21 protein-coding genes are annotated in these 22,713 nt (G+C 68.0%); 15 read left to right on the top strand and 6 right to left on the bottom strand.

Annotation, left to right across the window (positions count from 1 at the left end; translation table 11 throughout):
* Nucleotides 1-81: 81 nt before the first annotated feature.
* Entirely contained in the window at nucleotides 82-2,691 is a 2,610-nt protein-coding gene (gene acnA / locus IQ782_RS22445) for an aconitate hydratase AcnA (protein ID WP_194136910.1), read from the top strand.
* 229 nt (nucleotides 2,692-2,920) lie between these two features.
* On the opposite strand, the gene IQ782_RS22450 is transcribed toward acnA, so the two are convergent.
* On the bottom strand, nucleotides 2,921-3,649 hold the full coding sequence (locus IQ782_RS22450) for a transporter substrate-binding domain-containing protein (protein WP_194136911.1): 729 nt from the start codon (nucleotides 3,647-3,649) through the stop codon (nucleotides 2,921-2,923).
* 212 nt (nucleotides 3,650-3,861) lie between these two features.
* Between IQ782_RS22450 and IQ782_RS22455 the strand changes: the two genes are divergently transcribed.
* From IQ782_RS22455 to IQ782_RS22505, 11 genes are all read left to right on the top strand, one after another.
* Complete coding sequence (locus IQ782_RS22455) at nucleotides 3,862-5,070, top strand: aspartate transaminase (RefSeq protein ID WP_194136912.1); 1,209 nt, start codon at nucleotides 3,862-3,864, stop codon at nucleotides 5,068-5,070.
* Between the two features lie 158 nt (nucleotides 5,071-5,228).
* A complete protein-coding gene (locus tag IQ782_RS22460) occupies nucleotides 5,229-6,173 on the top strand; it encodes a LysR substrate-binding domain-containing protein (protein ID WP_194136913.1) in 945 nt (314 codons plus the stop codon).
* Nucleotides 6,174-6,349: 176 nt separating this feature from the next.
* A complete protein-coding gene (locus tag IQ782_RS22465; RefSeq protein WP_194136914.1) occupies nucleotides 6,350-7,525 on the top strand; it encodes an ABC transporter substrate-binding protein in 1,176 nt (391 codons plus the stop codon).
* 23 nt (nucleotides 7,526-7,548) lie between these two features.
* Entirely contained in the window at nucleotides 7,549-8,418 is an 870-nt protein-coding gene (locus tag IQ782_RS22470) for a branched-chain amino acid ABC transporter permease (RefSeq protein ID WP_194136915.1), read from the top strand.
* A gap of 60 nt (nucleotides 8,419-8,478) precedes the next feature.
* On the top strand, nucleotides 8,479-9,492 hold the full coding sequence (locus IQ782_RS22475; protein ID WP_194136916.1) for a branched-chain amino acid ABC transporter permease: 1,014 nt from the start codon (nucleotides 8,479-8,481) through the stop codon (nucleotides 9,490-9,492).
* Nucleotides 9,489-10,262, top strand: coding sequence for an ABC transporter ATP-binding protein (locus tag IQ782_RS22480; RefSeq protein WP_194136917.1), 774 nt, complete (start codon nucleotides 9,489-9,491; stop codon nucleotides 10,260-10,262). Before IQ782_RS22475 ends, IQ782_RS22480 begins: the two co-directional genes overlap by 4 nt.
* Nucleotides 10,255-11,022 carry an ATP-binding cassette domain-containing protein gene (locus IQ782_RS22485; RefSeq protein ID WP_194136918.1) on the top strand — a complete coding sequence of 256 codons (768 nt, stop codon included), beginning with the start codon at nucleotides 10,255-10,257 and terminating at the stop codon, nucleotides 11,020-11,022. Before IQ782_RS22480 ends, IQ782_RS22485 begins: the two co-directional genes overlap by 8 nt.
* A gap of 160 nt (nucleotides 11,023-11,182) precedes the next feature.
* Nucleotides 11,183-13,255, top strand: coding sequence for a hydantoinase/oxoprolinase family protein (locus tag IQ782_RS22490; protein WP_194136919.1), 2,073 nt, complete (start codon nucleotides 11,183-11,185; stop codon nucleotides 13,253-13,255).
* A gap of 5 nt (nucleotides 13,256-13,260) precedes the next feature.
* Entirely contained in the window at nucleotides 13,261-14,937 is a 1,677-nt protein-coding gene (locus IQ782_RS22495) for a hydantoinase B/oxoprolinase family protein (RefSeq protein WP_240989485.1), read from the top strand.
* Nucleotides 14,934-15,758 carry an SDR family oxidoreductase gene (locus tag IQ782_RS22500; protein WP_194136920.1) on the top strand — a complete coding sequence of 275 codons (825 nt, stop codon included), beginning with the start codon at nucleotides 14,934-14,936 and terminating at the stop codon, nucleotides 15,756-15,758. Before IQ782_RS22495 ends, IQ782_RS22500 begins: the two co-directional genes overlap by 4 nt.
* Nucleotides 15,755-16,486, top strand: coding sequence for an HpcH/HpaI aldolase family protein (locus tag IQ782_RS22505; RefSeq protein WP_194136921.1), 732 nt, complete (start codon nucleotides 15,755-15,757; stop codon nucleotides 16,484-16,486). Before IQ782_RS22500 ends, IQ782_RS22505 begins: the two co-directional genes overlap by 4 nt.
* A gap of 174 nt (nucleotides 16,487-16,660) precedes the next feature.
* Here the strand turns inward: IQ782_RS22505 and IQ782_RS22510 are convergent, their stop codons facing one another.
* The 5 genes from IQ782_RS22510 to IQ782_RS22530 all read right to left on the bottom strand — a co-directional run bounded on the left by IQ782_RS22510 (nucleotide 16,661) and on the right by IQ782_RS22530 (nucleotide 20,204).
* Nucleotides 16,661-17,272 (bottom strand): glutamate synthase-related protein, encoded by a 612-nt coding sequence (locus tag IQ782_RS22510; RefSeq protein ID WP_240989486.1) that lies wholly within the window; start codon nucleotides 17,270-17,272, stop codon nucleotides 16,661-16,663.
* 106 nt (nucleotides 17,273-17,378) lie between these two features.
* Nucleotides 17,379-17,558, bottom strand: coding sequence for a hypothetical protein (locus tag IQ782_RS29930; RefSeq protein WP_338092627.1), 180 nt, complete (start codon nucleotides 17,556-17,558; stop codon nucleotides 17,379-17,381).
* Nucleotides 17,559-17,637: 79 nt separating this feature from the next.
* Nucleotides 17,638-18,114, bottom strand: coding sequence for an NAD(P)-binding domain-containing protein (locus IQ782_RS22520; RefSeq protein WP_240989487.1), 477 nt, complete (start codon nucleotides 18,112-18,114; stop codon nucleotides 17,638-17,640).
* Between the two features lie 92 nt (nucleotides 18,115-18,206).
* Entirely contained in the window at nucleotides 18,207-19,247 is a 1,041-nt protein-coding gene (locus IQ782_RS22525) for an L-idonate 5-dehydrogenase (protein ID WP_194136922.1), read from the bottom strand.
* Between the two features lie 9 nt (nucleotides 19,248-19,256).
* Entirely contained in the window at nucleotides 19,257-20,204 is a 948-nt protein-coding gene (locus tag IQ782_RS22530; RefSeq protein WP_194136923.1) for a 2-hydroxyacid dehydrogenase, read from the bottom strand.
* A 126-nt stretch (nucleotides 20,205-20,330) separates the two neighbouring features.
* Between IQ782_RS22530 and IQ782_RS22535 the strand changes: the two genes are divergently transcribed.
* From IQ782_RS22535 to IQ782_RS22545, 3 genes are read left to right on the top strand one after another with little or no spacing between them, the layout of a single operon-like run.
* The gene (locus IQ782_RS22535) at nucleotides 20,331-21,137 is read left to right on the top strand and encodes an SDR family oxidoreductase (protein ID WP_338092628.1); all 807 of its coding nucleotides are present in this window, start codon (nucleotides 20,331-20,333) and stop codon (nucleotides 21,135-21,137) included.
* Entirely contained in the window at nucleotides 21,124-21,543 is a 420-nt protein-coding gene (locus IQ782_RS22540; protein WP_338092629.1) for a gluconokinase, read from the top strand. Before IQ782_RS22535 ends, IQ782_RS22540 begins: the two co-directional genes overlap by 14 nt.
* Before the next feature lie 36 nt (nucleotides 21,544-21,579).
* Nucleotides 21,580-22,605, top strand: coding sequence for a LacI family DNA-binding transcriptional regulator (locus IQ782_RS22545; RefSeq protein ID WP_240989488.1), 1,026 nt, complete (start codon nucleotides 21,580-21,582; stop codon nucleotides 22,603-22,605).
* Nucleotides 22,606-22,713: the final 108 nt, after the last annotated feature.

Consider the following 22,713-nt stretch of genomic DNA (forward strand, 5'->3'; position numbering starts at 1 on the left):
CGCCGGTTGCCGTCCCCTCCCGGCGCGCACCGGCGCGGGCGGCACATCGCAGAGGCGTCCATTGGAAAGAAGGATTGCGCAATGATCCCCGTCACCACGATTGACACACCCCAAGGCGCGCTCGAGGCCACCGACCTGAAGGCGGTCCTTGGCGAGGAGTTGCTGGCGCGCCTGCCGCACGTCCTGCGCCTGCTGGCAGAGAACCATCTGCGCAACGGCGGCGAGGCGGCCCCGCTCTGCGCCGCGCTTGAAGATTGGGCCGAGGGCCGCCGGACGCCGTTCGAGCTGGACTTCCGCCCCAACCGCCTGCTGATGCATGACACCACCTGCACGCCCGCGCTCGCCGATATCGCCGGGCTGCGCGATGCGCTCGCCGAGGGCGGCGCCGATCCGCGCGTGCTGTCGCCGGTTCTGCCGGTCGAGGTCTCGGTCGATCACTCGCTCGCGGTGGACCTCTACGGCCAGAATGGCGCCTGGCGGATCAACCAGCAGAACGAGATCGCCCGCAACGCCGAGCGCTACAGCTTCATGAAATGGGCCTCCGAGGTGATGGACACGGTGCACGTGAACCCGCCCGGCACCGGCATCATGCACACGCTGAACCTCGAGCAATACGCGACGCTGATCGAGATCGAGGGCAGCCGGGCGCATCCCGACATGATGCTCGGCACCGACAGCCATACCCCGATGATCAACGGCATCGGCGTGCTCGCCTGGGGCATCGGCGGGCTCGAGGCGGAAAGTATCATGTTCGGCCAGACCGTCTCGCTGGCGCTGCCCGAGGTGGTTGGCGTGCGGCTGACCGGCGCGCTGCGCGAGGGGGTCCTCTCCACCGACCTGGCGCTCGAGATCACCGCGCGGCTGCGCAGGCTCGGGGTCACCGGGGCCTATGTCGAGTTCCATGGCCCCGGGGTTTCGACCCTCTCGGCCGACGATCGCGCGGTGATCGCCAACATGGCCCCCGAATATGGTGCCACCACCGGCTTCTTCGCCGCCGATGCGCGCAGTGTCGACTATCTGAAACGCACCGGCCGACCGGCGCGGATCACCGAAACCGTCGAGCCGCTGTTCCGCTCCATGGGTCTCTGGTTCGATCCCGAGGCGACGCCGCATTTCGACCGGGGCATCGAGATCGATCTCTCTGTCCTGACCCCGACGCTTGCCGGGCCGCGCCGGCCGCAGGACAGCCTGCCCGCCTCGGACACGCGGCAGGCGGTGGCCGAGGCCGTGGGGCGCGAGTTGCCGCCCCTGTCCGGGCGCCCCGAGGGGCTGCCGGATGGCGGCATCGGCGTTGCCGCGATCACCAGCTGCACCAACACCTCCGACCCGCGGCTGCTGATCGCCGCGGGGCTGCTGGCGCGCAAGGCGCGGGCCCGCGGCCTCACGCCGCCGGATTGGGTGAAGACCTCGCTCGCTCCGGGATCGCCCTCTGCCGCGAGCTACCTCGCCCGCGCGGGGCTGCTCGACGATCTGGGCGCCGTGGGCTTCGGCATCGTCGGCTTCGGCTGCACCACCTGCATCGGCAACTCCGGCCCGCTGCCTGCGGCGGTCGAGGACGCGCTTGCCGAAGGCAAGGCGGTCGCCGCCGTGCTCTCGGGCAACCGCAACTTCCCCGGCCGGGTGCATGCCAAGCTCGACCTCGGCTTCCTTGCCTCGCCGCCGATGGTGGTGGCCTTCGCGCTGCTGGGTCATGTTCGCGCCGACATCCTGAAGGATCCGCTGGGCACCGGGCCGGGCGGGCCGGTGTATCTGGCGGACATCTGGCCCTCTGCCGACGAGATCGACGCCGCCATGGCGCAGGCCTTCCGTGCCGAGGATGTGCACGCGGACTTTCGTGCCGCGCTGGCCAGCGCCGACTGGGCCGCGCTCGAAGCGCCGCGCAGCGATCGCTTCCCCTGGGACCCGGACAGCCGGTCGCTGCGCCGTCCGAAATTCGCGCGCGCGGCCACCGGCCCCACGCTCGGGACGATCACCGCGCGGCCGCTGCTGGTGCTCGGCGACGACATCACCACGGACCATATTTCTCCTGCGGGCTGGATCGACCCCGAGAGCGAGGCGGGCCGCTGGCTGATCGAGCGCGGCGGCGATCCGGCAAACCTCAACGTCTACGCCAGCTATCGCGGCAACTGGGAGGTGATGCTGCGCGGCCTCTTCACCAACCGGATGGCGGTAAACCACCTGAACCGTGACCTGCCGCCCGCCCATCTGCGGATGGAGGACGGATCGGTTCTGCCGCTGCACGAGGCCGCGGCCCGGATGGAGCGTGACGATGTGCCGGCGGTGATCTTTGCCGGTGAGCGCTACGGCATGGGCTCGAGCCGGGACTGGGCTGCCAAGGGCGCGGCGCTGCTCGGGGTGCGCGCGGTGATCGCCCGCAGCTTCGAGCGCATCCACCGCACCAACCTGATCGGCATGGGGATCGTCCCGATCGAGATCGACGGCGCCTTCCAGCCCGAAACCAGCGGTTTCCGGGTCACCGATACCGTCGAGATCACCCTCGACGCCGAAACCCTCCGGCCCGGTCAGCCGACCGAGGTGCGGGTCCTGCGCTCGGACCTCATTGCCCGGATCGAGGGAAGGGTCGCGGTCGAGACGGCGCAGGAAATCGAGACGCTGAAGGCGGGGGGCGTTCTGCCAAAGATCTTGGCGGAACGGCTCGACGATACGGCGCGGGCGCATCGGAGCGCCTGACCGGTTCCGCAAGAGAGTCCTTCGAGTGCTGGCGACGGGTGACGTCGCCAGCCTCCAGGGCTGCGCGCATCAGGGACGTTTCGCTCGGCCGACTGCCGGACCGCCATGCGCCTTGGTCGACCTGCACCAAGCACGGCGCGCGGCAGGCTTTTGGCGCATCGCCCATCGCCCATCGCTCATGGCACTGCGCTTGGCGCGCCGCCGGGAAGGTTGCTCCGGCGGCGGCGGATCACTCGGGCAGGATGGCGCAGCTGCGCGCGACGCCGTGGCGTTCGAGGATGTCACCGGTCAGCCCGGACCTTGCCGCCTCGGACAGCCAGTCCTTGAGGATCCGCGAGGCGTCGGGGCGGCCCTGCGGCATTGCCATGGCCTGACGGATTTCCATGAAGGGCGGCGACAACACGCGCGCGCCGGGGCGCGTCGCGCCTTCATGCGCCATGGCATCGCCAATGCCAGCGATCGCGTCGACCTTGCCCCCATCCAGCGCTTCGAGCGCGGCGCCGAGGTTTTCGAAGAGCACGAGGTTCTCCGCCCCCTCCTGCCGCGCAAGGGTCAGCGTGTAGGCGCTGCCATCGACCGAGCCGACCTTCGCACCCGACGAGATCAGAGCGCCGGCATCCGCGGCGTTGCAATGCGCACCCGCCAGGTAGCGCCCCTCGATGCGGATGTAGGGCATGGTGAAGTCGATCGTCTCGGCGCGTTTCGGATCCACCGCGAGAAAGCAGATGTCCCACAGGTCGCCCGTTGCGGACGACGAGACATCGACCGCCCGCTCGAACTCCACGAACTCGAGGTCGAGCCCGCAGGCCCTGGCGAACTCGGTGGCAAGATCGACGCTGATGCCAAAGGGCTTCCGGCTTTGGTCACGCCCCACGAGGACGAAGTTGCCATGGTTCAGCGCGGCGCGCAGGTGACCCCTGGGGGCAAGTGCTTCACGGTGTTCAGGAGAAAGTGTCATCGGCATCCCGTAATGGTTTTGAATATCCATAAAGCCAAAGAGGTTTGCTGTCAGCCCATTTCCGGGCCGGCGGACGGGGTGATGGCGGGAGGCGGGACCGGGTGGCCGGGCATATGAATTTTTTATGGCGGTAGTTCGTCATCCTGCCATCTCAGGCGGGAAGGGGGGTGTTAAGCCAGAGCGCAACGGTCCGCGCATTTCCTGGAGGTACCATGAGCAATTTCCGACCCGCCGCCCGCGTTTCGAACATCCGCGTCTCGCCCACGACCGAGGCCGCGCAGAAGGCCCGGGACCTCAAGGCAGAGGGCAAGGACATTCTCAACCTCACTGTCGGTGAGCCCGACTTCGACACGCCCGAAGCGATCAAGGCCGCAGCCGCGGAAGCCATGTCTGCAGGGCAGACCAAGTACACGCCGGTGAACGGCACGCCCGAGCTGCGTGCGGCGATCCGCGGCGACTTTGCACGCCGCCTGAACATCCCGGCGACGGACGCGCAAGTCTGCGTCGGCGGCGGGGCCAAGCAGATCCTCTTCCTGGCGCTCATGGCCACTGTCGAGAAAGGCGACGAGGTGATCATCCCCGCGCCCTACTGGGTGTCCTATCCCGACATGGTCATCGCCAATGAAGGTACGCCGGTGATCGTGCCTTGCCCGGAAGAGGTGCGTTTCAAGCTGACGCCGGCCGCGCTTGAGGCCGCCATCACGCCGCAGACCCGCTGGCTGATCCTGAACTCGCCGTCGAATCCCACGGGCGTTGCCTATTCGGCGGACGAGTTGCGTGCGCTCGGCGAGGTGCTGGCGCGGCATCCGCATGTCTGGGTCCTCTGCGACGAGATCTACGACCGCATCTGGTTCGCGGAGTTCGACGCGGTGAGCATCCTGACCGTCTGCCCCGAGCTGGCCGATCGGGCGCTGGTGGTCAACGGCGTGTCGAAATCGCATGCGATGACCGGCTGGCGCATCGGCTACGGCGTCGGCCCGGTGCCGCTCATCGCGGCGATCAACAAGCTGCAGTCGCAGATGTCTTCCTGCCCGTCCTCGGTCAGCCAGGCAGCCGCTGCCGCCGCGCTCTCCGGTGACCAAGGAGAGGTCGACACGCAGGTCGCCGTTTACCGCGAACGGCGCGACCTTGCGGTCGAGCGGCTCAATGCCATTCCCGGCCTGTCCTGTCTGACTCCCGATGGGGCCTTCTACATCTACGCCAGCTGCGCCGGCACGCTTGGCAAGACCACGCCTTCGGGCCGCAAGATCGCGAATGATGCGGACTTCGTGCTCTACCTGCTCGAAGAGGCGGGCGTCGCGGCGGTGCATGGCGCGGCCTACGGGCTCGAGCCGTACTTCCGCATCTCCACGGCGACCTCGGCGGAGGTCATCGACGCGGCCTGTGCGCGCATCGCGGAGGCCTGCGCCAGATTGAGCTGACCGTCTGCATCAATCGCATGCGCAGAGGGCTGTCCCCGCGGGGACAGCCTTTTTTTGTGCCTGCGGCCCGCTCGGCATTTGCGCCGTGACGACGCCTTTCGCTAGACTGCGGGCAGAGGGCGAAGCAGCGCCCCCGCTTGGGCATAACAGGAGCGCCAATGATCGTTGATTTCCGAAAACTGGCGAACTTCGTGAAGATCATCGATGCCGGCAGCATCTCGCGCGCGGCGGCGCTTCTCAACACCGCGCAGCCCGCGCTCAGCCAGCAACTTGCCGCGCTCGAGCAGCACTTCGGGCAGAAGCTTCTCCTGCGATCCAACAGCGGAATCAGCCCGACGCAGGCGGGGCTGGTGCTCTACCGGCACGCGCAGTTCATGCTGAAATACCTCGATCAGGCGACGCTGGATGTCGAGCGCGCGGGCGAGGTCCTGACCGGGCATGTCTCGGTGGGGCTCGCCACCTACAGCGCCAGCTCCACCCTCTCTCTGCCGATCATCCGCGAGGTGCGGCGCCAGCATCCCGGGATCACCGTGCACATCAACGACAGCTTCGGGCAGATTCTGTCGGAACTGGTGATGAGCGGGCGGATGGACATGGCGGTGATCTACGCCAGCCACCCGATCAAGGGGACGCAGCTCGCACCGCTGTTCACCGAAGAGCTCTATTACGTGTGCGGCACCGATCAGGACGCGCTCTTCGCACCGGGCGCGCCGATCGAGGTCCAGGCGTTGAAAGGCGTGCCGCTGGTGCTGCCGGGCAAGGGGCATTTCCTGCGCAAGTTGATCGACGATGCCTTTGCCCGCGCGCGCGTCGAGCTCGAGATCGCCGCCGAGATTGAATCAATTTCGGCGCTTTCGGAGGCAGTTCGCACAGGAATTGGCGGCGCGATCCTGCCGCTTTCCGTGGTGCTGGGAACCTCGGGGCTGGAGCGTCTGAGCGCCCACCCGCTTATCAAGCCCGCGATCAGCGCCGATGTCGCCCTCTGCACCCCCGATCCGCTGCCGATGAGCGAGGCCGCTCTGGCCGTGAAGGCGGTGCTCTTGCAGGTGGTTGCCGACCTTCCGGAGCACGCCGCGGGGCGGAGCATCGCAAAGGCCTTGTGACAGGCTTCACCTTCTGGCCATAAGAAAATCGAATACGCTCATACAATGTAAAGAGTGGATGACGCGACGGCGAGGGGGCAGCCTTTGAACATGGCTGTTCGATGACAGGCCCCCTGCGCGACCTGCCAAGCATCGCAAGATGTAATCAAAAATTTGAAATCAACAGGGAAAATCAAATGAAGAAGTCTGCATTCAGCGCTCTCACGCGTTGCAGTGCGCTGGCGCTCTGCGTCGGCCTCGCAACCCCTGCATTCGCCCAGCAAGAGGTCATCAAGATCGGCCTCGTCTCGCCCAATTCCGGCGCCAACGCCCGTTACGGCGCCTTCGCGCAGCGCGGCGCGGAACTCGCCGCGAAAGAGATCAACGATGCGGGTGGCATCGACGGCCACAGCGTCGAGATCATTCCCGCCGACAGCGTCTGCACCCCGGTCGAGGGCGTCTCGGCGACCCAGCGCCTGATCAACCAGGACGAGGTCGATTTCATCATTGGCGACATCTGCTCGTCGGTCACGCTGGCGATGCAGCCGCTGGTCGAGGACGCCGGGATCGTGCTGCTCAACGCCGCCTCGTCCAACCCCGAGATCACCTACAAGGCCGGTGTCGGTGGCTACAAGTACAGCTTCCGCAACTATCCCACCGACGAGGTGCGCGCCGCCTCGATCGTCGAATATGCTGCCGATAAGGGTCTGAAGAAACTGGCAGTGCTGTCGGTGGACAGCGACTACGGCCGGGGCGCGATCCAATTCACCAAGAAATATACCGGCGCGGCCGGGGTCGAGCTGGTCTCGGAGGACTATTACAAGGAAGGCGAGGTCGACTACCGCGCGGTGCTGACCACGATCCGCAAGTCCGGCGCCGACGCGATCCTGATGTACGGTCTGGCCGACACCACGCCGATCATCGCCCGCCAGATGATCGAGACCGGGCTCGCCGGGAAGCTTCCGCTGATCGGCAACGGCGAGTTCTCCGCCGCCGCGACCATCCAGGCCGCGCCCAAGGCGATGAACGGCGCGATCGAGGCCGCTGCCTGGCTGCCCGCCTACGAATCCGAGGGCTCGACCGCCTTCGTCGCCAGCTACGAGGCGGCCTATGACGGCGAAGAGCCGAACAACCACGCCTACGGCCACTGGGAAACCGTTCACATGCTCGCGCAGGCCATCGACGAGGCAGACAGCACCGACGCCGACGCCGTGGTCGCGGCGCTGGAGGGGATCAGCTTCGAAAGCCCGATGGGCGCGATCACCTTCGACGACCACCACCAGGCAATCCGCCCGCTCCTGATGCTCGAGATCGTCGATGGCGAGCCGGTGGTCACCGGATCGGTCGCCGGCGAAGTCGACTACGCCAACTGAGGGCCAGGGGTAGGGCAGACGCAATGGAATTTCTGATTGAACAGATCCTCAACGGGATCTCGACCGGGTCCGTCTACGCGATCGTCGCCGTCGGCATGACGATGATCTTCGGGGTGCTCCGGGCGATCAACTTCGCGCATGGCGAATACTACATGCTGGGCACATTTGGAGGTTGGTACGCGATCAGTGCTCTTGGCGTGCCCTACCCCGTAGCCATCGTGATCGGCGTGGCGGTGACGGCGGCGATCGCCTTCGTCATCGGCCGCCTGGTCATGGAGCGGATGATCGGTGCCGCCCCCGAGGCCAGCGTCGTGGCCACGCTCGGCGTGTCGCTGGTGCTGCAGAACAGTGTCATCCTGGCCTTCGGCGGGAGCTACAAGTTCTTCTCCGAGGGCTACATCGAGCCGGTCTTCTTCGGCGATATCGGCATCGCGCAGCAGCGGCTGCTGATCATCGGGCTGTGCATCCTGGTCTTCGCCGGCCTCGAATGGATGGTCAGCCACACCCGCATCGGCAAGGCGATGCGCGCGGTGTCGCAGAACACCGAGGCCTGCGCCGTCGTCGGCATCGACGTGCGCACCGTGGTGATCGCGACCTTCGTGCTCGGCACCTCTCTGGCGGCCTTCTCGGGCATCCTGACGGCGCCGGTGAACGTGTCGGTCTATGGCAGCATGGGCGAGATCATCACCTTCAAGACGCTGCCGATCATCGTCATGGGCGGGCTCGGCAACGTGCGCGGCACCTTCATCGCGGCGATGATCCTCGGCATCGCGGAAAGCTTCGTCGCCGGGCAGTTCGGCCTGCAGTACCGCGACTCCGTCGGCTTCGTCACGCTGATCCTGATGCTGCTGTGGCGCCCGCATGGCCTGTTCTCGAGCCATGCCCGCTTCTGACCACGCCCCCGAAGGCCGCCCCGGCGCGGCCCGGTGTTCCTCCTTCCGAAAGACACCCAGATGAACCTTACCGAACCATATCAATCCGACGGGGCAAGGGGCGTGCAGCCGCTGCGGCTGGTGCTCGTGCTCGGTCTTGCGCTGGTCGCGCTCTGCGCACCGCTGGTGCTGGGCACCTACGCCGTGCACGCGGCGGTGATCGCGATGATCTTCCTGCTGCCGGCGCATGGGCTCAATCTGCTGGTCGGCTACACCGGCATGCTGTCGCTGGCGCAGGCGGCCTTCTTCGGGCTCGGCGCCTATACCTCGGCTCTGATGTCGATCCATCTCGGCACCTCCTTCCCGGTGAACTTCGCTGGCGCCGCGCTGATGGCCGCGATCGTTGCCGTGCCGCTCGGCATCCCGGCGCTGCGGCTGCGGACCACCTCCTTCGTGATGTGCACGCTCGGCTTCGTCATCATCGGGCAGGCGATCTCGAAGAACTGGATCAGCGTGACCCGCGGCGACATGGGCCTGTCGAACATCGACAAGCCGACCTTCCGCCTGCTCGGCGCCAGCGTCGAGGTTGCCGGCCCGGTGCAGACCTACTACCTCGCGCTGGCCATCGGCGCGCTGGCGACGGGCGTCTTCTGGCTGCTGGTGCGCTCGCCCGCCGGGCGCAACCTCGTGGCCATCCGCGAGAACGAGACGCTGGCGGAATCGCTGGGTGTGCCGACCTGGAAATACCGGCTTGCCGCCTTCGTGATCGCCGCGGCCTTCGCCGGGGCGGGGGGCAGCCTCTACGTCCACTACATCTCGGTCGCCAGCCCGCTGATGTTCCAGACCATCTACACCACCACCATGCTGATCATCGTGCTCGGCGGCGGTGCGGGTTCGATCACCGGCGTGGTCTTCGGCGCCTTCCTCTTCGTCGGCCTGTCCGAGGGGCTGCGCGTCACGCCCGAGCTGCGGATGATCGCCTACGGGCTGTGCCTGCTGCTGCTGGTCTTCAAGTTCCCCAAGGGCTTCGCGCCGCTGCTGCAGAAACTCTGGGACCGCGCCGGCGGCATCACCCGCAAGGAGGGCAGCGCATGACCGCACCTCTGACCATTCTCGAGGTCAAGGGCCTGACCAAGAGCTACGGCGCGGTGCGCGCGGTGGACAGCGTCGACCTGCACATCGACCGCGGCGAGATCCTCGGGCTGATCGGGCCGAACGGCTCGGGCAAGTCGACCTTCTTCGACTGCACCACCGGGCTTGCCGAGCCCGACACCGGCAAGGTCCTGCTCGAGGGCACGGAAATCACCAACTGGCCGCTCAACCGCATCGCCCGCGAGGGCCGCATGCTGCGCAGCTTCCAGAAGACCGTGGTCTTCAAGCAGCTCGACGTCGAGGAGAACCTGGTGATCGCCGGGCAGATGTTCGCCTTTCCCAGCGTCGCCTCGACCTTCAGCTTCGGGCGTGCCGCGCGCGATCGGGTCGCCGGTCTGCGCCGCCACGCGCGGGAGTTGATCGAGCTGACTGGCCTCGGCCACGTTGCGCACATGCCGGCGGGCAACCTGTCGGGCGGGCAGCAGAAGCTGATCCAGTTCGCCTCGATGCTGATGCCCGACCCGCGGTTGATCATGCTCGACGAGCCGATGGCCGGGATCAACCCCAAGCTCATCGAGCGTGTGGTTGATACCATTCAATACGCGAACCGCGAGATGGGGGTCAGCTTCCTCGTCATCGAACACAACATCGACGTGGTGACCAACCTCTGCTCGCGCGCCATCGTCCTCGACCAGGGGCGCAAGCTCTGCGAGGGCACGCCGGCCGAGGTCATCGCCAACAAGGACGTGCGGGAGGCCTATCTTGGTGGATAATCCGATCACTCTTTCGATCCGTGACGCGCGCGCGGGCTATGCCACGCTCGACATTCTCAACGGTGTCACGCTCGACGTGCCGCAGGGCGAGTTCGTGGCGCTGATGGGCCCGAACGGCGCGGGCAAATCGACGCTGCTGAAGACGGTCTTCGGGATGACCACCTTCAAGGGCGGCGAGATCAAGTGGCAGGGCGAGCACATCGAGCGGCTCGCCACGCGCGAGATCCTCGGGCGCGGCATCTCCTACGTGCCGCAGGGGCGCTGCAACTTCCCGCTGATGACCGTGCAGGAAAACCTCGAGATGGCCGCCTACACGATCCGTGACGGCAAGGTGAAGGCCGAGCGCGACTACGTGCTCGAGCTTTTCCCCTCGCTCGCTAAGCGGCGCAAGACGCTGGCCGGGAACATGTCGGGCGGCGAGCAGCAACTGCTCGAGGTGGCGATGGCGGTGCTGCAGCGGCCGAAGCTGCTGCTGGTGGACGAACCATCGGTCGGGCTTTCACCGGCGGCGGTGGGGATCGTCTTCGACGAGCTCCTGCGGCTGCGCGACACCGGGATGACCATCCTGCTGGTCGAGCAGAACACCAAGAAGGCCATGGAGGTCGCCGACCGCGCGGTCATCCTGCGGCTCGGCGAGGTGATCTGGGACGGCAGCCCGGCCGAGATCACGCATGACGAACTGGGCGAACTTTTCCTGACCGGCAAGATGCGCGGCGAACGCGAGCTGGAGGCTGCCCATAGCAATTCCTTATCGCGCTAGTAACGACCGGTGTTGGCGCCTGATCCGGCCCTGCGGCTAGACTGATCAGGACAGGGGCGCCACCGCCGATCCCCACTTCCCGAACAAGCAGGAGCACCGCGGCCCGGGCCGCGAACGGCGACCTGCGGCCGAAACACAGACTTTCAGGACTGAGACAACCATGGCGAAACTAGCTTTTGACACCGGCGGCACCTTCACCGACTTCGCGCTGCTCGACGACGCCGGGGCGTTGCACCTGCACAAGGTGCTCTCGACCCCGCTCAACCCCGCCGACGCGGTGATCCAGGGGGTCAGCGAGCTGCTCCAACAGCACGCGCAGACCGTCGACCGCGACACCGTGCAGGTGCTTGGCGCCACGACGGTTGTCACCAACGCCGTGCTCGAGCGCCGCGGGGCCGAGACCGGGCTGATCACCACCGAGGGCTTCCAGGACATCCTGCGCATCCGCAACGAGGGGCGCTACGACCTTTACGACCTGAAGATCCAGTATCCCGATCCGCTGGTCAGCCGCGCCGAGACCTTCGGCGCGCCGGAGCGCATCACCGCCGAGGGCGTGGTGGTCCGCGGGCTCGACGAGGAGGCAGTGCGCGCCCTCGGCCAGAGCTTTGCCGACAAGGGGTTGCGCTCGGTCGCGGTGTGCCTGCTGCATGCCTACAAGTACCCCGACCACGAGCGCCGGATCCGCGACATCCTTGCCGAGGTCGCGCCGGACGTCTTCGTGACCATCTCGTCGGACGTCTGCCCCGAGGTGCGCGAGTTCGACCGCGCCTCGACCACCGTGGCGAACGCCTACACCCGGCCGCTGATGGAACAGCACGTGGCCGAGCTGGCCTCGGCCTTCCACGAGCGCGGCATCGACCGCGACCTGCTGTGGATGACCTCTTCGGGCGGGCTGGTGCCCAGCCCGCGTGCCGCCAAGCTGCCGGTGCGCCTGATCGAGTCCGGCCCCGCCGCCGGAGCGGTGGCCGCGGCGGAATTCGGCCGCATCGCCGGCGAGACCAGCGTGCTCTCCTTCGACATGGGGGGCACCACCGCCAAGCTCTGTCTGATCCCCAATGGCGAGCCGACCATTGCCTCGGAGCTCGAGGTGGCGCATTACCACCGCTTCCGCAAGGGCTCGGGCTTCCCGCTCAAGATCCAGTCGATCCACATGATCGAGATCGGCGCGGGTGGCGGCTCGATCGCCGCCAAGACCCCGCTCGGCCTGCTCAATGTCGGTCCGCGCTCGGCCGGGGCGCTGCCGGGGCCGGCGGCCTATCAGCGCGGCGGCACCGAGCCGACCGTCACCGACGCCGATATCGTGCTGGGCTACATGGGCACCGAGAACTTCGTCGGTGGCAGCTTCAAGGTCTCGAAAGAAGCGGCGATCGAGGCGATCGACCGGCTGGCGGGGGAACTGGGCGTCAGCCGCGAGCGCTGTGCCTGGGGCATCCATGACCTGGTCAACGAGGCCATGGCCAAGGCCGCCTCGATGCATGCGACCGACCTCGGCGTCGATCCGCGGCAGCTGCCGATGGTCGCCTTCGGCGGCGCCGGTCCGGTGCACGCCTGGGGCATCGCGCGCAAGCTCGGCATCCGGCGGATCATCTGCCCGACGGGGGCGGGTGTCACCTCGGCCCTGGGCCTGATGATCGCCCCGGTGGCGGTGGACGTCTCGGCCTCGCAGCCGATGGCACTGGCCGACTGGGACGCGGCGACGGTCGAGCCGCTGCTGGCCGATCTCGCCCGGCAGGGCGCCGATGTGGTGACCGCGGCGGGCGTCGCGGCAGAGACCATCGACCTGCGCTACTCGGTCGACATGCGCCACGTCGGGCAGGGCCACGAGATCTCGGTGATCCTGCCGGACCTCGCGCTGCCGAAGGACGAGTTCCTCGCCGAACTCGAGGCGCGCTTCTACGCGCATTACATCGAGCTCTTCGGCCGCAAGGTCGAGAACTCGGCGATCGAGATCATCACATGGCGCATGCGGGCCAGCGGCCAGAAGGCCGAGGCGCGCCGGCCGGTGGCGGTGAAGGTCGGCCCGCAGCCGCTGAAGGGGCACCGCGAGATCTACTTCGACACGCTCGGCCGCGCGGTCCAGACCCCGATCTACGATCACTACGCGCTCGAGGTGAATGCGCCCATCGCCGGGCCGGCGATCATCGAGCAGCGCGAGTCCAGCATCGTCATGGGCCCGGAAGGCACCGCGCATGTGGACGCCAAGGGCAACCTCATCATCGACATCAAGGAGTGATCGACATGGGCAAAATGGAAACTCTCAAGGCCGACCTGACCGATCCGATCACCCTGCAGGTCATGTGGAACCGGCTGATCTTCATCGCCGACCAGGCCGACACCGTGCTGGGGCGCACCGCCTTCTCGCCGATCGTGCGCGAGAACCACGACTATGTCACCGTGCTGCTCGACAGCCGGGGCCGGGCGCTGGCGCAATGCACCTGGTCGATCCCGGTCTTCATCTCGTCGCTGCCGGCGGCGGCGCAGAAGCACTTCCTGCCGACCTTCACCCCGGACATGCTCGAAGAGGGCGACGTCCTGGCGACCAATGACCCCGAGATCGGCACCGGCCACCTTCCCGACGTGACGATGATCACGCCGATCTGGAAGAACGGCAAGATCATCGCCTATGCCGGCTCGATCGCGCACCTCCCCGACATCGGCGGCCGCCCGCTGCACTCCGAGGCGGTGGACATCTTCGAGGAGGGCGTGCGCTTTCCGATCGTCAAGCTGTTGAAGAAGGGCGAGCCGAACCGCGACGTGCTGGCAATGATCGCCGCCTCGGTGCGCCTGCCCACCGAGGTGCAGGGCGATCTCGACTCGATGGTGGCGGCGAACAACGTCATGGGCCGCGAGCTGCTGCGCTTCCTCGACGAGTACGGGCTCGACGAGGTCGACACGCTGGCCGACGTGATCCAGGGCCTGTCCGAGCGGCAGACCCGCGCCGCCATCCGCAATTGGCCAAACGGCACCTACCGCTCGGAGCTGACGCTCGACGGCTACTCCCCGGACGTGGTGCTGAAGGCCGCGGTGACGGTCGAGGACGACCGCATCCACGTAGACTACACCGGCTCCTCGGCGCAGGTGCTGAACTCGATCAACTGCCGCACCAACTACCGCTACGCCCACACCGCCTATGCGCTGAAGTGCCTGCTCGACCCCGAAACGCCGAACAACGAGGGCTGTATCGCGCCCTTCACCGACGAGGCGCCGATGGGCTCGATCCTGAACCCGCAGCCCTGGACGGCGGGCAATTCGCGCAACCTCATCGGCCACGCGATCCCCTCGCTGATCTTCAAGGCGCTCGAGGAGGTGGCTCCCGAAGGCGTCATCGGCGACAGCGGCGGCGCACCGATCTGGGCGGCGAACTGCGTCGGGCAGCGCGCCGACGGCAGCCAGTACGGCTCGGTGCAGAACTTCCACGGCGGGCAGGGCGGGCGCTCGGACAGCGACGGGCTCGACACGCTGTCCTTCCCCTCGAACTGCAAGGTCACCGCGGTCGAGATGTTCGAACTGGTGGTGCCGGTGCTGACCCATTGCAAGGAGCTGATCCCTGACAGCGGCGGCGCCGGCAAGTATCGTGGCGGGCTCGGCCAGCGCGCGATCCTCGAGAACCTCGGCGACAGCCCGATGTCGATCTACCTCGCGTCGGAGCGCACCCGCACGCCCTGTTTTGGCGTGGTTGGCGGGCAGTCTGGCCGCAAGGGCGTGGTGCTGAAGAACGGCGCGCCGCACCAGCCCAAGGGCAAGGTCACGCTCGAGAAGGGGGACCGGCTCACCCTCGAGACGCCGGGCGGCGGCGGCTGGGGGGCGGCAGAGGCGCGCCCCGTGGACCTGCTGCGCGAGGATCTGCGGCTTGGGCTTGTCACCGCGGCGGCAGCCGCGGAAACCTACGGCTACGAAGAAGGAGAAGAGGCATGAGCGAAGCACTGAACGGCAAATTGGCCGTCGTCACCGGGGCCGGGTCGGGCATGGGGCGCGAGATCGCCCTGTCGCTGGCCGAAGCCGGGGCGCGGGTCGTGCTCTGCGGACGCCGCGCCGCGCCGCTGGAACAACTGGCGGCCGAGATCGTCGCGCAGGGGGGCACCGCCGAGGCCGCGCCGCTCGACATCACCGACCGAAGCGCGATCTTCGCGCTGGCCGAGCGGTTGACCGGCGACGATGGCTGCATCGACATCCTGGTGAACAACGCCGGCAGCGCCAGCAAGGTGCTGAACGCGCGCTGGCTCTCCGAGGAAGAGTTCGACTCGACCGTGCAGGTGAACCTCACGGCGGTGTTCAACTTCTCGCAGGCGGTGCTGCCGGGGATGCTGGCGCAGGGCGAGGGCACGATCCTCACGGTGTCGTCGCTGGCGGCGGTGAACCCGAACCTGCTGGGCGGGGCGGCCTATGGCGCGGCCAAGGCCGGGGTGCGCAATTTCATGGGCTTCCTGCACAACACCTATCGCCACCAGGGCATCCGCTCGATCTGCATCCTGCCCGGCGAGGCGGCGACGCCGATCCTCGACAACCGCGCCCGCCCGCCGAGCGAAAGCGAGCGCGCCCGCATGCTGGCCCCCGAGGACGTCGCCGCCGCGGTCATGATGTGCGTGTCGCTCCCGGCACGCGCCACGGTGCCCGAACTGCACATCTGTCCGACCTTCCAGCGCGACATCAGCGAGGACCTCGAGATCGCCCGTTGGCAGGGTGCCCCGGACGATCTTCCGGACCTGCCCGCGCAGCGCAGGGAGGCAAAGCAATGAACGGCGCCAAGCTCCGCTCCCGCCTGCGTGCGGGCGAGGTCATCACCATGCTCAACACCCACCACGTCTCGTCCGGGCTGGTGCAGCGGCTGATCGAGCATGGGGCCGATTCCGTCTTCCTCGATTGCGAGCACGGCATGTGGAGTCACGAGGACATCCGCAGCCACGCGCAGGCGGCGCGGTCCGTCGGCGGGGCAGGGATCGTCCGGCCGCAGTCGCATGACCGCTCGGGGATGATCCGCTACCTCAACGCGGGCGCCGACGGGCTGATGGTGCCGATGGTCGACACTGCCGAGCAATGCGCGGCGGTCGTCGATGCCGTGCGCTACGCGCTGCCGGGCTCCTACGAGGACCGGCTGGTGATCTGCATGATCGAAACGCCCGAGGCGATCGCCAATCTCGACGAGATGCTGAAGGTCGAGGGCGTGGACGTGTTCTTCGTCGGCCCGTCGGACCTGTCGCAGAACATGGGCTACTCGCCGGCGCTTCCGGCCACCGAGATGCGCCCGCCCGAGGTCGTCGAGGCGATCGAGCATGTCTTCGGCAAGGTCCGCGGCGCCGGTCGGGCCACCGGCACGCTGGTGCGCGAGGCCGACATCGGCCACTGGACGGAGAAGGGCGGGCAATTCCTCTACATCCATTCCGATCCCTTCCTGAAGGCAGGGCTGGCGCGGATGAATTCGCTCATCCGCCAGGGGCAGCCGAGCGCCATGGCAGCCTCCTTCTGACGGTTTCGCCAGATTGCCATGTGCCGCCGCCAAGCTCCCTTGGCGGCGGCATTGTCCTGTCCGCTCGAGGCAGCGAAGGCGCGCTCAGAGCCCGTCATCGGTCGGCCTGAAACGCGCGGGGGCGCCCGCGCCCTCGTCCCGCCCCTCGAGCAGGAGGCCGACCGGCAGCTCGGGTTAGCTCTGGTTGCCGACGATCACGTTGCGGTTCTTCTCGCGCAGTCTCAGGTGGTGCGGGCGGACTTCTCCGGGATGGTCGAGCTCCGCGGCGCCGGGGATCTCGGTCAGCGGTTGGTGTGGCAGGACTGCGATTGGATGCACCCCAGAGCGAACATGAAGCCGCGCACGGAATTTTCCCCAGTCGGCGCCAAGCGCCATCGCCTTGCCGCTGGCGCCAAGGCGGATGCGGTCGCGCAGCCCGGCATCCCGCAGCGCGTTGTGCACGAAGGCCAGCCCCTCGATCAGCGGCATGCCCAAGGAGTTGGCGACTTCCAGCGGTGCCGCGCCCGTGCTGCCCTCCTTGCCGCCGATGACGATGAAGTCGGGGGTGATGCCGGTGGCCACTATCGCCTTCACAGGGCGCACGAGCTCGCGCCTCTGCCCGAGGCAGAGCTCGAAGTCGACCGACTCGCGCGTACCGAAGGGCCGGGCGCGGTCGATGTTCCTGGTGCGCTGGTAGATCAGCGTGCGCTCTTCGTGCGATGAGGCTTTCTTGTCTTGGTCCTCGAAGAAGTTCTGGCGCATCTCCGGGCGGATGCACTCGAGGATGCAGCGCTGGTGTCCGGCCATCGGGTGGTTGCGCTGGCTCGGATGGCGGCGCTGCCAAAGATCGCAAAGATCCTGCAGGCAGAGCGTCGCCAGCAGCGCTGCGCCCCGATGGGGCGTCAGGTTGGTATCAGGCCGACGTTACAAACCAAGGTTCATGCGGCGCGTCGCGACCGTCGCGCCGCTCGATGCCATGCGCGCCGAAGACATCGCGCTGCGCCCGGATCATGTTGGCGGGACTCCGGCGCGTGCGCAGGCTGTCGAACCAAAGCGAGCCCTGCTGAAAGGGCGGGAACCGCGATGCCCGCACCGATCGCCGCCGTCACGGTCCTGCGCCCGGTGCCCTTCTGCCCGGCCTTGTCGAGCCCGAGGCTGCGGCCCTTCAGGCTTTAGGTCTCGGCGATCATCTGCATGTCGGCGTATTCGACTCCGTTGTGGACCATCTTGACGAAATGGCCCGCGCCGGCCGGTCCCGTGGAGGCGGCGCAGGGGGTGCCCTTGTGCTTGGCCGCGATCGCCTGCAGCAGCGGCGCCAGGCGCAGCCAGCCGCCGCGGTCGCCGCCCACCATGATCGACGGCCCGTGCCGCGCGCCCTGCTCGCCCCCCGAGACGCCGATCCCGATAAAGTCATGGGGCGCCGTTGCAGCCTCCTCGGCCCGCGGGTTGGTGTCGGCGCAATTGGCATTGCCGGCATCGACGATGAGATCCCTAGGCTCCAGCAGACCGCGCAGCGCCTCTCTCTGCTGGTCCACCACCGGACCGGCGGGCACCATGAGGATGATCGTCCGCGGCCGCTGCAGCGAACGGACGAAGGCGGCGAGATCTTCGGTCGGCACCAGCCGCTCGGCCAGCGCCCATCGTGCCAAGCCCGATGAGCCCGATGTCGGAGGTCTGGGTCACGGCGATCTCACTTCGGGTCTGCTCGGGCATCGATATAGATATCGATAACTAAAGATGGTCACGAGAACCGGATTTGCGCCTTGATGGCGCGGCTGCGGTCCGAGGCGGTGAGGAAGGCCTGCTCGGCCTCCTCGAGGGCGAACTCGTGGGTGATCAGCGGGCGCAGGTCGAGCCGTCCCTGGCGCATCGCCAGCACGCCATTCGCGAATTCCTCGTGGAAGCGGAACGAGCCGCGCAGGTCGAGCTCCTTGGCAGCGATCTTGGTCACCGGCAGGGGAATGTCGCCGCCGAGGCCGAGCTGCACGACCACGCCGCGCGGGCGCATCGTGTCGAGCGCAGGCAAGAGGGCGGGCGCGACGCCGGTGCATTCGAACAGCGCGTGGAAGTGGCCCTTGCCCGCCCCGTAGCGGGCAAGGGACCCGGCGTCGCTGCCGGTGTTGATCGTCACCTCCGCGCCCATCCTTCGCGCCATCTCCAGCGTGAAGTCCGACAGGTCGGTGGCGACGATCTCGGCGGCCCCGGCGAGCCGTGCCGAGGCGATGGCGAGCAGGCCGATCGGGCCGCAGCCGGTCACCAGCACGCGCTTGCCGAGCAGTGGTCCGGCGCGGCGGACGGCGTGCAGCGTGACGGCCAGCGGCTCGGCCAGCGCGGCCTCGCCCGGCGTGAGGCCGTTGGCGACGGCGCATTGCGCGGCGGTGACGATCAACTCCTCGCGGAAGGCGCCCTGGATGTGCGGGAAGGGCATGGCCGAGCCGTAGAAGCGCATGTTCTCGCAGTGGTTGGGCAGACCCTCATGGCAGTAGCCGCAGCTTCCGCAGGGGCGCGAGGGCAAGACCGCGACGAGATCACCGACGGCCAGCCCGGTGACGCCGGCGCCAATTTCGGACACATGGCCCGAGACCTCGTGACCCAGCACCATCGGCTCGCGCAGGCGCACGGTGCCGAAACCACCGTGGTAATAGTAGTGCAGGTCCGACCCGCAGACGCCGCCTGCGGCGATACGGAGGCGCACCTCTCCGGGTTTCAGGTCGGGGCCTTCCGCGGCAGTGTAAGCCTCGAGGCGGAGGTCCTTCGGGGCGTGAATGACAAGCGCTTTCATGGGGATGCCTCAGATGACAGGGGTGACGAGGGGGGTGCCCGCGAAATGGGCGGCGAGGTTGGCGCGGACCAGCTCGCCCATGGCCTTGCGGGTCTCGACGGTGCCCGAGGCCTGGTGCGGCTGCAGCAGGATGTTGGGCACCTCGCGGAAGCGCGGATCAAGCGCCGGCTCCCCCTCGAACACGTCAAGCGCCGCGGCGCCGAGCGTGCCGTCCGCCAGCGCCGCGATCAGCGCCTCCTCGTCGACGTTCGAAGCCCGTGAGACGTTGATCAGCATGCCGTCCGGCCCCAGCGCCTTCAGCACGGGTGCATCGACAATGTGCCGGGTTTCCTGCGACGCGGCGGCGGCGACGAAGAGAAAATCGCTCTGTGCGGCCAGCGCCTCGGCGTCCTTCACGAAGCTCCAATCCGCCGCGTAGTCCTTGGGGGCGACGTCGGAATAGGCGATCTGCATGCCGAACCCGGTGAGGCGCCTGGCGATCTCGAAGCCGATGCGGCCCAGGCCTAGAATGCCGGCGCGGCGGCCGAAGGCACGGCGCTGCAGCGGCATGCCGCCCTGCGCGGCCCAGCTGCCATCCCGGACCCAGGCATCGCCCGCCACCACGCCGCGCGACTGCGCGAGCATCATGGTCACGGCGAAGTCCGCGACGTCTCCGGACAGCACGTCGGGGGTGTTGGTGACGCGGATGCCGCGCTCCCGGCAGGTGCCCAGATCCACGGCGTCATAGCCGACGCCGTAGACCGAGATGACCTCGAGCTGCGGGCAGGCGGCGATGATCTCGCGCGAGGCGCCAAGCTCGCCGCGGGTCGCGATGGCGCGGATCGAGGGGCCGTGCTCGGCAAGGAAAGCTGCCTTGTCCGCGGCCTCGAAATAGCGGCGCAGGTCATAGGCCTCGTTCAGCGGGGTCTCGTCCCAGGACGGGTAGGCACCCATCTGCAGGACCACGGGTTTGGGCATGCGGTCTTCTCCTCGATCAGGCCCGTCGGGCCTCGAATTCGGCGAATCTTCGGGTTGACGGAAAATAGTTATCGATAACATATTGAGCCGAGTCGAGCTTGTCGACACCCAAATGAGGATGGCCCCGTGACCCCCGAAAGAGAGACCCCCCGGAACGACTTCCTGCAGACAACCTTCGGACTGACCGGCCGCAGGGCCCTGGTCACCGGCTCCTCGCAGGGCATCGGCTTTGCCCTGGCGCTCGGACTGGCCAAGGCCGGGGCATCGATCGTGCTGAACGGGCGCGACGCGGCGAAAATCGGGCGCGCGCGGCAGGACATCCTGCACACCTGTCCCGAGGCCGACGTCCAGGCGCTGTGTTTCGACGTCACCGACCACGCGGCCGCGCGCCGCGCGATCGACGGGTTCGAGCTTGGGCAGGGGCCGATCGACATCCTGGTGAACAACGCGGGCATGCAGCATCGCAGCCCGCTCGAGGATTTCCCGGCCGAGCGCTTCGAGGCGCTGCTGCAGACCAACATCGCGTCGGTCTTCAACGTCGGGCAGGCGGTGGCGCGTCACATGATCGGACGGGGCAGGGGCAAGATCGTCAACATCTGCTCGGTGCAGACCGCGCTGGCGCGGCCCGGCATCGCGCCCTACACCGCGACCAAGGGCGCGGTGGCGAACCTGACCAAGGGCATGGCGACGGACTGGGCGCAGCACGGGCTGACCTGCAACGCCATCGCGCCGGGCTATTTCGAGACGCCGCTCAATGCCGCCCTCGTCGCCGATCCCGAGTTCACGGCCTGGCTGAAAAAACGCACGCCCGCAGGGCGCTGGGGCAAGGTCGAGGAACTGGTCGGCGCCTGCGTGTTCCTGTCTTCGGGCGCCTCGAGCTTCGTGAACGGGCACATCCTCTTTGTCGATGGAGCGATCAGTGTCTCTCTTTGAGCATCGCCATATCGTGCTGATGGGGGTCTGCGGCTGCGGCAAGTCAACGGTCGGTGCCGAGCTGTCGCGCGCCTTCGGGCTCGCCGCGGCGGAGGAGGGGCTGATCCTTGGCTGCTCGGCCCTGACCGGTCGGTATCGCGACATGATCCGGGTCCATGCGGCGCCCGCCCAGCCGGTCTTCGTCTACCTGCGCGGCACGCGCGCCGCGCTGAGGCAGCGGCTCGGGGCGCGGCGGGGGCATTTCATGCCGCGCGCGCTGCTCGACAGCCGGCTCGCCACGCTCGAAGTCCCGGCACCTGCCGAGGCCGCCCTGACGGTCAGCATCGAGAACACGTCGCAGGCTCTGGCGGCGCAGGTGCTGACGCGGCTCGCGGGGCGCGGCGGCTCTGTTGCCCGGGCGGCCTGAGCGGGGTAGGTGTTTGCTCCAGCAGGGAGATCGGCGATGAAGAAGGCGGCGCAGGGCGGCAAGGTCAAGATGTCGGACATCGCGTCCGCGCTCGGCGTCTCGGCGATGACCGTGTCGCGTGCCTTTCGGGGGGACGCGGGGATCAATGCTCAGACCCGCGCTCGCATCCTGTCGAAGGCCGAGGAACTGGGCTATGTCTTCGACTCCACCGCCTCCAACCTGCGACAGAACCGGACGGGCTTCGTTGCCGTCACCGTGCCCTCGATCGAGAATGCCAACTTCTCGGCCACGGTGCGCGAGCTCTCCAGGGGCCTGCTCAAGCGGAACATCCAGATCCTTCTTGCCAACACCGAGTACGACCCCGAGGAGGAGGAGCGGCTGATCGCGCAGCTGCTGCGCCGCAATCCCGAGGCGATCGTGCTCACCGGGGCGCAGCACACGGCCAAGACGCGGGCGCTGCTGTCCAAAGCGCCGATGCCCGTCATCGAGATCTGGGACCTGCCCGCGAAGCCCATCGGCCATGTCGTCGGCTTCTCCAACGAGGCCTCTGTCCGGGGTCTGGTCGATCACATGGTCAAATCGGGGCGGCGCCGGCTGGCCTTCCTCGGGGGCGAGACCGCGCATGATCCTCGCGGTGCGCAACGGCGCGCGGGGTTTGTCGAGGCGATGGCCGGGCATGGTCTGGAGGCGACGCGGCTGGTGCCCGCCGGCGCGGCGCCGGTCGGCATGACCGAGGGCGCCTCCGGTCTCGAGCTGATGCGCACCCTGTTCCCCGACACCGATGGGCTGATCTGCGTGTCCGACCTCGTAGCCTTCGGCGCGCTGGCGCAGTGCCACCGCCTTGGCGTGAAGGTGCCCGAGGATCTGGCGATCGCGGGCTTCGGCAACTACGAGATCGGCCGCATCTGCGAGCCCCCGCTCACCACGATCGACGTGCACGCGGGCCTGATCGGGAGCCGCACCGCCGATATGGTGCTTGGCCTGTTGGAGGGCACGCCCCTTGCCGCGCCGCTGCGGCAGGTGCTGCAACCCGACCTGATCCTGCGCCGCTCGACCCCCTGATGCGCTTCACCACCGAAGCAATCGGGTGCCAGGCTGCGAACCTGAGGGGCATTGTCACGGTGACGTCTAAGGGCTGTCCGGGCCGCATGCGGGATCGATGACGGTGTG

The organism is Salipiger mangrovisoli, from assembly GCF_015223355.1.
In the GTDB taxonomy this organism is placed as follows: domain Bacteria; phylum Pseudomonadota; class Alphaproteobacteria; order Rhodobacterales; family Rhodobacteraceae; genus Salipiger; species Salipiger mangrovisoli.

Excerpts from the sequence above, each read along its gene's own strand:
- IQ782_RS22525 (WP_194136922.1), bottom strand. The coding sequence starts at position 19,247 with ATGAAAGCGCTTGTCATTCACGCCCCGAAGGACCTCCGCCTCGAGGCT.
- IQ782_RS22465 (WP_194136914.1), top strand. The coding sequence starts at position 6,350 with ATGAAGAAGTCTGCATTCAGCGCTCTCACGCGTTGCAGTGCGCTGGCG.
- IQ782_RS22470 (WP_194136915.1), top strand. The coding sequence starts at position 7,549 with ATGGAATTTCTGATTGAACAGATCCTCAACGGGATCTCGACCGGGTCC.
- IQ782_RS22455 (WP_194136912.1), top strand. The coding sequence starts at position 3,862 with ATGAGCAATTTCCGACCCGCCGCCCGCGTTTCGAACATCCGCGTCTCG.
- IQ782_RS22460 (WP_194136913.1), top strand. The coding sequence starts at position 5,229 with ATGATCGTTGATTTCCGAAAACTGGCGAACTTCGTGAAGATCATCGAT.
- IQ782_RS22545 (WP_240989488.1), top strand. The coding sequence starts at position 21,580 with ATGAAGAAGGCGGCGCAGGGCGGCAAGGTCAAGATGTCGGACATCGCG.
- acnA (WP_194136910.1), top strand. The coding sequence starts at position 82 with ATGATCCCCGTCACCACGATTGACACACCCCAAGGCGCGCTCGAGGCC.
- IQ782_RS22475 (WP_194136916.1), top strand. The coding sequence starts at position 8,479 with ATGAACCTTACCGAACCATATCAATCCGACGGGGCAAGGGGCGTGCAG.
- IQ782_RS22505 (WP_194136921.1), top strand. The coding sequence starts at position 15,755 with ATGAACGGCGCCAAGCTCCGCTCCCGCCTGCGTGCGGGCGAGGTCATC.
- IQ782_RS22480 (WP_194136917.1), top strand. The coding sequence starts at position 9,489 with ATGACCGCACCTCTGACCATTCTCGAGGTCAAGGGCCTGACCAAGAGC.
- IQ782_RS22510 (WP_240989486.1), bottom strand. The coding sequence starts at position 17,272 with ATGGCCGGACACCAGCGCTGCATCCTCGAGTGCATCCGCCCGGAGATG.
- IQ782_RS22490 (WP_194136919.1), top strand. The coding sequence starts at position 11,183 with ATGGCGAAACTAGCTTTTGACACCGGCGGCACCTTCACCGACTTCGCG.
- IQ782_RS22450 (WP_194136911.1), bottom strand. The coding sequence starts at position 3,649 with ATGACACTTTCTCCTGAACACCGTGAAGCACTTGCCCCCAGGGGTCAC.
- IQ782_RS22530 (WP_194136923.1), bottom strand. The coding sequence starts at position 20,204 with ATGCCCAAACCCGTGGTCCTGCAGATGGGTGCCTACCCGTCCTGGGAC.
- IQ782_RS22500 (WP_194136920.1), top strand. The coding sequence starts at position 14,934 with ATGAGCGAAGCACTGAACGGCAAATTGGCCGTCGTCACCGGGGCCGGG.
- IQ782_RS22495 (WP_240989485.1), top strand. The coding sequence starts at position 13,261 with ATGGGCAAAATGGAAACTCTCAAGGCCGACCTGACCGATCCGATCACC.